We start from the raw sequence: 9,107 nt of genomic DNA, 5'->3' as shown, positions 1-9,107 counted from the left end.
AAGAAGAACCCGGTTCCAACTTTCAATTACTTATTTTGCGCTTTCCAAGCGTCGAGCTGCTTCTGAGCTTCGGCTTTAATTTTCTCCAAGCCAGCATCTTTCAATCGCTGCTTCATTTCACCCAAGAACTTATCATAATCAGGCATCGCACCTGAATATAAAATGGGTTGCAGTTCCGCATAAACAGCATTAACTTGAGCTATTTCGGATTTCACGACTTCCCCATTAAAAAGAAATCCTAGGATGGATGATGTTTTGGCTTCATTATTATTTTTTTGCATTTGCTCTAGGGATGCCTTCGAGTTCCAGCCTGAATCCCATTGATCCCATAGCGGCCCCAGCCAGTTATGCCAGATTGCCCAGGTTTGTTCTGCTCCGCTCTTCGCATCTACAGACATGGCGTCTGTGCCAGCACCGGATTTAACCGTATAGTTCTTTCCTTCTAGCCCATAAGCTAGTGTGTTGGACAGTTTCTTATCTTTCCAAACCAAATTAAGCAGTTCCATTGCTCTTTCTGGATTTTTCGATGTTTTGGAGATGGCGGTTGCCGCCCCTACCATATTACTTGTTGCTATAATGGGATAAAATGCAAGCGATTCCACGGTTGGAAACCCAAACAACGCTGTCGACTTCGAACCATCCTCCGTATATCCCCCAGAATCACGCATGATCGCATATTTCCCCGACTTGGCTTCAGCCGTGAAATCCGTTTTGATTGCCGCATCTTTGGCTACATACCCTTTCACATAATAGTCGTGCATAGTGCGATAATTGTTGACGAATTGGGGAATGTCTGTTTCCAATACGAATTGGTTCGCCTTTTCATCATATCGGATCCCTTTGGTTACATTGGTATGGTCTGAAATAAAGTCCCCTGGTGCAGAAACTGTTTTCGTGACCAGTAATGGCGTTATCGTAGGCTCATTCTTCTTAATCGTTTCTAAATATGGCTCAAGATCTTGTAAATTCTTTATTTTCTTATAATCCAGATTGTACTTCGTCACCAAATCTTTTTTGAACACAATGCCATTCGGCGTGGTAAAAGGTCCCTGACCTGGAATCGCCATAATCTTGCCATTATACGTAACAGACTTCCAAGCACGTTTATCCACTTTCGCGAGAATATCCTGCCCGTATTTCTTCAGAAGATCGTCCAGTGGCAGGAATGCACCTTTTTGCACATTGGAATCAATCGCATTCGTCCAGTTCGAGGTAAATACAAGGTCGTACGGTTCACCGGAGGCTGACATTAGCTTCATTTTGTCTTCCCAGCTTGCTGCGTCAATAAAGTTAAAATGCAAATTCGCGTTTACACCGCTTTTAATCGTTTTATTCGCTTCCGCTTCAATCGCCTCTTGATCTTTCATCGTATCAATCGGTTTACGCATATACCAGCTGATGTTCACCAACTCTTTGGTTGGCTCGACTGCTGTTGTCGTTTTGGGAACTGCTGAACTGCTGCCCGTGGCATTAGGCTCTTCTTTCTTATCTGTACTGCACCCGCTAAGTACCACGGAAACCAATAACCCCATCGACACCACGCCGCCTACCACTTGCTTTGTCTTTTTATTTCCCCTGCTCACAAACATACCTCCCTAAGAATATGATGTTCATTTATATATAACAGACACATGACATAATTTCCATGCGCTGGACTTACTTTTATGAGCTACCCTTTTACAGATCCAACCGTCAAACCTTGTACGAAATATCGTTGAAAGAATGGGAATATGACCAGCATCGGGCCTGCTGCAAGAATACACATCGCCATCCGCGCAGCTAAACTTGGTACTTGTTGTCCTGGCTTAACCAGGCCATATTGCATCGCTTCGGCGCTATTGAGGAACTCCATGTTGCGCAGTACGCGAATGAGTAAATACTGCAGCTTCATCTTATTTTCGTGGTCGATGTACAACAGGGTCAGCCACCAGTCATTCCAATACTGCAAGACCAGGAATAAGCCAAGTGTCGCCAACGCCGGTTTACTAAGAGGAATGACGATACGTGTGAAAATGGTAAGCTCGCTTGCTCCATCGATCTTGGCGGATTCAAATAAAGCGTCAGGCAGGGTTTGTAAGAAGCCTCTCATTAACAACACATGCCAACCTGTGATGAGGAATGGAAGAATCAGTGCCAAGAGGTTATTTTTCAAATCCAGCCAACTTACCATCAATATGTAAGATGGAACCAGCCCACCCTGGAACAGCATAGTAAAAAATACATAGAACGAAAGCCCCTTCCGATAAGCATAATCTTTCCTTGAAATCGTGTAAGCGAAGCTTGTTGTAATCCATATCCCTGCCACAGTCCCAATCAGCGTTGTATAAATGGTCACCATATACGCATTTAGCAAGACAGCAGGATCATGGAGAATCACACGATACGCAGTTAAATCGATCTTCTTTGGCAGGATAGAATATCCGTACTTCAGAATATCACTTTCGTTCTGAAAGGAGGTGCCTATTATTACTAGAAAAGGATACAGGCAAGCGATACAGACAAGAATAAAAATGGCATGAATAATCCATGTACTGAGCATAAATGGTGAACGGGTGCTAGAAATCCGTGGTGTCATCATGTGACATTCTCCTTAGAATAATGAATTTTCACGATTAATTCTCTTTACGATAAAATTCGTCAAAATGACCAAAGTGAAACCAACCGTAGATTGGAAGAAGCCTGCTGCTCCAGCCATTCCGATATCCCCCATATCGACTAGTGAACGATACACGAAGGTATCGATGACATCCGTTGTTCTATACAGAGAGGAAGAATTCAGGGTTACGTTATAAAATAATCCGAAGTCGCTATAGAAAATTTTACCTATTTGCAGGATGACCATCATGATAATAATCGGTTTAATCATGGGAATCGAGATCGAAATCGCCTGCCGCAGCTTGCCTGCCCCATCTATTTTAGCCGCCTCATAATACTCCGCATCCACACTCATCAGTGCCGCATAATAGATGACCGCACCGTACCCAAGTCCCTTCCATACCGCTCCAATAATAAGAATAAATGGCCAATACTTCGGCTCGTTATACCACATAACAGGCGCAATACCGAGCATCTCCAATCCCTTATTGAAAACACCGTAATCCATATCCAAGAGGGCTCGGAAGGCAAAACCAGCGACTACCCATGAGATGAAATAAGGAATGAACAAAACGGTCTGATACACCTTCACAAACCGCTTACTGACCTCACGAAGCATCAGTGCAAATGTGACTGAAATCATGGTGCCTAACGTAATGAACGCCAAATTGTAGAGCAGTGTGTTCCTTAGCACGCGTTGTAAAACATCGCCCTTAAATAGAAACTGAAAATTGTCCAAGCCTACCCACGGGCTGTTCCAGATCCCCAGATCATATTTGTAATCCTTGAAAGGAAGCAATAATCCGTAGAGTGGCACATAATCAAAAATGAACAAAAGCGCAATGCCTGGTAACGCCAATAAGGTCAAACTGAAATTTTTTTTAAATGTTTTCATGTACCTGCCCCTTCTTGCTGGAATGCCTGTGATGATTGCGTTTGTGATATCTTCACTGTAGATAATTGAGTCCAGAATGTATATTATGAAAATTGTCTTGAACTTGGAAAAATGACTTTCTTGCCGGTCGAATGGTCTTCGATTCATGCCGATATATGCGATAAAATACAAAAAGCGTTCAAATGACTACCTTACCGTCATTTGAACGCTATAGAGATTACTGGTGACAACAACAATTGGGTGAAAGTAAAGCTTACTTATTCAGGGGGAATGGCCATCGGACTGCCGGCATTCATCCCAGTATCTGTCAATCTTGCTTTCACCTTGACAGAAACTTTCGCCTGAGAAAACCGATCATCCCAGTCCTCTGACCACCTCTTCCATAGCCGAGGGTCTCTCCGCTGGACATGCTGCCCCACCAGCAGGATGTCTGCCTTCATTTTCTGCACTTTTTGGACAGCTTCCATCGTGTCTTTTTTGATCGTCTGCTCAATTCGATTGATGAATCGACGATGCTCCTCTTTGGTGAGAATACTCGAGCAGCTCATCTCCCCAACCTTACCGTCGACTTCAAGATGAATTTCTATGAATGGCCTATCTTCAATTGAAGATACTTGAAGCGTTGTCTGCTCCTTGTAAATCCAATAGGAATCACCACCATTTAGCATCTGCTGCTTTTCATTTTCCTTCTCGCAAGGTATTGTGGCAAGTCCCTCATTAAATTCATCACGAACCATCAGAATGCTATCTGTGATTGCGGCGGGAATAAAGCCCTGATCGATTGTACCGGATGGAAAACGCAATAAGTTCATTCCATCAATGATAAAGAGAGGATGTTCTTGACGAAGCATGCGAAGATGAGGCAGTAACGTCACCGAACTAGGCGATTGCGCAAGGATATCCAGATCAAGGATAGAAACTTTGGAGGCCATGCCAGTAAGTCTATTGGACATCCCTTCTACCGTCTTCATTTGCTGGCCAATTGTATTCTCAATTAATGGATCAACAAGCAGATAGTTACCCGCCTCTCCATCCGTCGTCATAACCGCCACAGCACCTCTCGGACCTTGAGATCGCGAGAAGTAGTCCAAAATATTACCTATATTTCGGTTCGCAGCCATCTTTTCACTGATGAGGAGCGCTCGCATGTGACTCCACTGCAACTTCCTCCCCAGCTTTCCCGAAATATGCGCCGCGGCTTGCGAGATCGTCGAAGCTTCGCTCGAGATGGTCAGGTATGAAATGCCCTTCGTCGCCTTATTATTTCTCGATTCTGATGATCCCGGACGATAAATTTGCGTAGTGACACGGTATTCCCCTTGATCTGTCTGATCAATCGCCACAGCCTGAACAAATCCCCACTGTGTCAGCTCATTCTTATCCCAGCAGCCCCCCAACAGTATTACGACAATGCCACACCCTAGTATACGTATCCCTAAACGTACACTTCGCTTCGTCATCCCTATTCTCACTTCTTTCTTCGAGGAGCTGTTGAATCAAGCAAACGACGATTTCGGGGAGATTCCAAAAATTTTCGAAGGGGAGCACGTACTACAATATCTCTCAAATCCCTCGCCTTGAAAGGCGCGAGCGAAGATAAATAGGGCTGTCCCAATGTGTGAAGACAAGCCAAGTGCAGTAGCGTGAGTAGAAACATGATCATCAGACCAAATCCGCCGAGGAGCGACGCGGCTACCATAAACGGAAAACGGAGAATACGAATCGCGATTGCAATGTCGTAATGAGGAATTGCAAACGAAGCAATACCCGTCAAAGCGACGACGATAACCATGATAGGCGAGGCAATTTTCGCTGTAATCGCAGCTTGCCCAATCACTAGCGCACCCACAATACTGACAGCGGAGCCGACTGGCCTTGGAAGCCGGATACCCGCTTCTCGCAGCAACTCGAACGACACTTCCATAATTAAGGCTTCGAGGAAAGCCGGAAACGGTATGCCTTCCCGCGTATCTAAAATCGCGAGCAACAAGACGGACGGTATTAATTCGGGATGGAATGTAGACAAAGCGATATAAATGCTCGGTAGCGTAAGTGCTATGAAGAATGCCAGAAGTCGCACCAGCCGAATCATCGAAGCAAAGATCGTACGAACATAGTAATCTTCACCTGTACTTATAAAATCAACCAGGAAAGCCGGAGCAATCATCACCATCGGCGAATTGTCTACCAATATCGCCATTTTCCCGTCCATTAAAGCAGCTGCGGCTACATCCGTCCGTTCCGTATTGCGATATTGAGGAAAAGGCGTATAGGAAGAGTCCTGTACCCAGTCCTGAATATAAGAAGTCTCTGGCACATCATACTGCTCAATTCCGTCCATTCGATTACGAAATTCCTCCAAAATCTCTGGAAGAATAACCCCTTCTAGGTAGCAAAAGGCGATGGTCGTCTTAGACTTTTCCCCAGCTGTAATAAACTCAATCTTTAGCTGGGGCGACTGAATTCGCTGGCGAATCATCCCTAGGTTGATCCCGAGCGACTCGACCGTACCTTCTCTAGGTCCTTGAACTACCGGCTCACTTACCGGTTCATCCACCTGCCGTTTATCAAATGTGGCAGATTTATAAGCCACCGCACAATTCCAACCGTCAAAAAGCATGACGATATACCCCTGCAGGACTAAATCTACAGCTGTTTCCACATCTGAAACGATGGATAATCCTAAGGATGTCGCCCCAAAATGATCGAAAAAGTAAGCAATGGCATCGGGATCAATCGTAGCGAGATCTGCTGATTGTACATTCGCGAGGTCACTAAGCATTCTTATTAAATAACTGTCACTATCCTCTGTAATTAGTGAGTTGCAGTACCCGACCAACACCGAATAAGTAAGCTCACTTCCATATTTGCGCAATTCGAACACAACATCTTGACAATTTAAGAACGCCCGTTCTAAATTTTCCTTGTTGAACTGAAGGTTCGTTTGGAGCATTGTTGGATGATTCCCTGAGATAGTCATGTCTCGTTCTCCTTTTGACGATTAGAGACGCTGCCTTTCAACCAAGTCAGCACGGTCAGAGCAAAAATTAATGTGCATCCCACAAAAATAACCGTGAATGGCCAGACAGTATAGACTTGGTATTGAAAATCCGCCGGCCCCGAGAATAACGTCAGCGACAGCATCGTACATAATAAAGACGCAGGGTATACGTAGGCTGAAGTATTGTTCACACTGGTTAAGCGGACCAATAATTTATTTAGCGCAAATAAGTATAGCGTCGCTTTCATGTAAGAACCAACGATAATAGCGATGCCGACAATTGCCTCGATCCGCACATTGCTTCCATTCACTTGGATATTGCTCGCGAGTTGATAGAGGGAGTAGCTGAGGTGGGCCGAAGCTGGGCCGAAAGCTACGATCGTACATATGGTGGCGATTACTATCGTTACGCCTGTAAGCGAGAAGGCCAAGAACAATTTGCGATAGAGTACGTTCGTCTGATCTTTGGAAGCGAAAGAAAGAAAAATTGGAAACAGACATACCTCTCCAAACGGGAACCCTGCTCCTACATAGAAGCCATGAAGGAGATCCCCAATCCCTTTATCTGGTAGGGGCAGCAACCTTCCCCAATCATATATCGGATAGGCAATAATCAGAATAGCTAGCGTAAATACAAACATAACCGGAACAAGCAGCACGAACACGCGCGCTGCGATGACAATTCCCGCTCTCGCCGTTAGCGCAGACACGAGTAAGCTTATTGAACAGAAGATATAAGAAGGCGTCTTCGGCATCATACTGCTCGTAAAAAAGTCTCCTATACCGGTTACAATCGCAGAAGTTGCAAAAAGAAGCATCAGGACAATCGGGAGCATGACAACGATGGTCGGAATTCTGCCAATAAGTTTGCCGCAATAATCTATTAAACCAATACCACCATGACGGTGATGCAGATACAGCGTACAAGCCAGTACGAGCGCACCAAAACCAAATGCACCGATGAGGGAGAGCCACGCAGCATTTCCTGAGAATCCAACAAGTGGCGTGGGTATATAAATAATGGCAGAACCCATTGTTACTGCGATTAACAGGCTAGACATCTGTCCTGTCGTCAAGATGGATCGGCGGTTGTTCATATGTGTTCTCCATTCTTTAAGAGCCGCTAATGGAAGCGAAAAATGCAACGATGGCATCGGAAGGGGACCCATATATCCATTCCAAACAATCACCGGGGCTCGGCCATGCTGGATGGTACAAGAACAGGATGATTAAATAAAGCGATGGAGACCCAAGCACGATGCCCCATATGAACGACTTTCGTTCCATCTGTTGCCAATCGTATTTATACAAGCCGATGTAGAGGGCAAATAGCAATACAAGAAATATGTAATTATCCACTGGCCCTGCCCCTCTCCTATTTTACATATATTGTTAGGATGTCATGTCGAACAAACATTCATTCATTTTGGGTAACATTAATTGTTTAAGCGGTAAACAAAGAGGCAGCCAGTGGCTGCCTCCCGAGTACAATATTCCCCCTATTAGATACCTATTTGCTGCGATTACGCATTCCACAAATTCATTGATGATCGTCTCATTTTACTCTTTTATTTCACAATCAACCATCACATGAATCGTATCGCCTTTATGTTCGTTTCGTAATTGAAAGGCACGATCCACCTCAGTGAGCGGAACAATATGCGTGATCATTTCTTCTGTATTTACCAATCCATCCTGAACAAGCCGGAGCCCTTCATCGAAATAGCGACGATTGTCGATATCTCGTTTCGGCTCCGTCGACAGAATATCCAATCTTTTCTTATGGATCTTGAAAAAATCAACGGGTTTACGGCATGTGCCGATGCAACCGTACATCACTATCTTTCCATTTTGGGCAGTAGCATTGATTGCGTCTACCATACCTTCGCCTTCCAGAAGACAAGGAATGACGACGTCAAAACCATCCGGAAAATCATGCTTTAGTATTTCCATGGTATCCGCATGCTCATGAGGAATTTTATACGTATGCGTTGCGCCGTATTTACGAGCAAGTGCAAGCTTCTCGTCGAATAAATCGGTCACGACCAGGTTGCGCGGACTGTACAAACGGACCACTTGCGTCATAATAAGCCCACTTACCCCTTGGCCTGTTATCAACACATTCTTATTCGGTGAGATTTCAGCCAGCTCGGCAGCATGGATGATGCCTGGCAACACTTCAATTAAGGAGCCTTCAATGAGTGGCAAATCCTTAGGAAGTACTTTCACTGAGAACGGCTCGCAGCAGACATATTCCGCAAATGCCCCCCACACATAGCGCAATGCAACATGATCACCTTGTTTAATTCCCGTTACATTCTTGCCGACTTTATCAATAATACCTGCGACCTCATGGCCAAGGCGGGTCGGATACGAAATAAATTCGGGTTCGCGTGCCCCCCTGAACACTTCGACATCACTCCCGCAAATCCCAACCCATTTCACTTTGACACGTACTTCACCTTCGTTCGGCTCTGGTATCAAAGCTCTGCGATTACTGACCTTTCCAATTCCATCCATGACGGCACAAACTTGCGTATGCGGTCCTTTATCATCAACTAGTTCCATTGGAGGAACAGACATTTTCCTAACCATACATGCACACCTCTCTTAGCT

The 9,107-nt window shown here is 44.9% G+C and carries 8 protein-coding genes; all 8 read right to left on the bottom strand.

All coding sequences use genetic code 11. The annotated features are described in order from the left end of the window. Positions 1-26: 26 nt before the first annotated feature. Positions 27-1,583, bottom strand: a complete 1,557-nt coding sequence (locus HQN88_RS38360) for a DUF3502 domain-containing protein (protein ID WP_173111730.1) — start codon at positions 1,581-1,583, stop codon at positions 27-29. Positions 1,584-1,669: 86 nt separating this feature from the next. Then, positions 1,670-2,578, bottom strand: a complete 909-nt coding sequence (locus HQN88_RS12270) for a carbohydrate ABC transporter permease (protein WP_246320199.1) — start codon at positions 2,576-2,578, stop codon at positions 1,670-1,672. A 12-nt stretch (positions 2,579-2,590) separates the two neighbouring features. Next, positions 2,591-3,490, bottom strand: coding sequence for an ABC transporter permease (locus tag HQN88_RS12265; RefSeq protein ID WP_173111727.1), 900 nt, complete (start codon positions 3,488-3,490; stop codon positions 2,591-2,593). A 257-nt stretch (positions 3,491-3,747) separates the two neighbouring features. Next, entirely contained in the window at positions 3,748-4,950 is a 1,203-nt protein-coding gene (locus tag HQN88_RS12260) for a Ger(x)C family spore germination protein (protein ID WP_173111724.1), read from the bottom strand. An 8-nt stretch (positions 4,951-4,958) separates the two neighbouring features. Then, positions 4,959-6,470 (bottom strand): spore germination protein, encoded by a 1,512-nt coding sequence (locus tag HQN88_RS12255; protein WP_173111721.1) that lies wholly within the window; start codon positions 6,468-6,470, stop codon positions 4,959-4,961. Next, positions 6,467-7,588, bottom strand: coding sequence for a GerAB/ArcD/ProY family transporter (locus HQN88_RS12250; RefSeq protein WP_173111718.1), 1,122 nt, complete (start codon positions 7,586-7,588; stop codon positions 6,467-6,469). The genes HQN88_RS12255 and HQN88_RS12250 overlap by 4 nt, the downstream gene beginning before the upstream one ends. Positions 7,589-7,604: 16 nt before the next feature. Further along, positions 7,605-7,850 carry a hypothetical protein gene (locus HQN88_RS12245; protein ID WP_173111715.1) on the bottom strand — a complete coding sequence of 82 codons (246 nt, stop codon included), beginning with the start codon at positions 7,848-7,850 and terminating at the stop codon, positions 7,605-7,607. A gap of 201 nt (positions 7,851-8,051) precedes the next feature. Then, a complete protein-coding gene (locus HQN88_RS12240; protein ID WP_173111712.1) occupies positions 8,052-9,086 on the bottom strand; it encodes a zinc-dependent alcohol dehydrogenase in 1,035 nt (344 codons plus the stop codon). Between the last annotated feature and the right edge of the window lie 21 nt (positions 9,087-9,107).

The organism is Paenibacillus qinlingensis (assembly GCF_013204845.1).
Classification (GTDB): domain Bacteria; phylum Bacillota; class Bacilli; order Paenibacillales; family NBRC-103111; genus Paenibacillus_E; species Paenibacillus_E qinlingensis.
Note: the sequence above shows the minus strand (reverse complement) of the source record. Positions and strands in the feature narration are given on the sequence as shown.

Coding starts and splice junctions, on each gene's coding strand:
- HQN88_RS12270 (WP_246320199.1), bottom strand. CDS start 2,578: ATGATGACACCACGGATTTCTAGCACCCGTTCACCATTTATGCTCAGT.
- HQN88_RS12265 (WP_173111727.1), bottom strand. CDS start 3,490: ATGAAAACATTTAAAAAAAATTTCAGTTTGACCTTATTGGCGTTACCA.
- HQN88_RS12260 (WP_173111724.1), bottom strand. CDS start 4,950: ATGACGAAGCGAAGTGTACGTTTAGGGATACGTATACTAGGGTGTGGC.
- HQN88_RS12255 (WP_173111721.1), bottom strand. CDS start 6,470: ATGACTATCTCAGGGAATCATCCAACAATGCTCCAAACGAACCTTCAG.
- HQN88_RS12250 (WP_173111718.1), bottom strand. CDS start 7,588: ATGAACAACCGCCGATCCATCTTGACGACAGGACAGATGTCTAGCCTG.
- HQN88_RS12240 (WP_173111712.1), bottom strand. CDS start 9,086: ATGGTTAGGAAAATGTCTGTTCCTCCAATGGAACTAGTTGATGATAAA.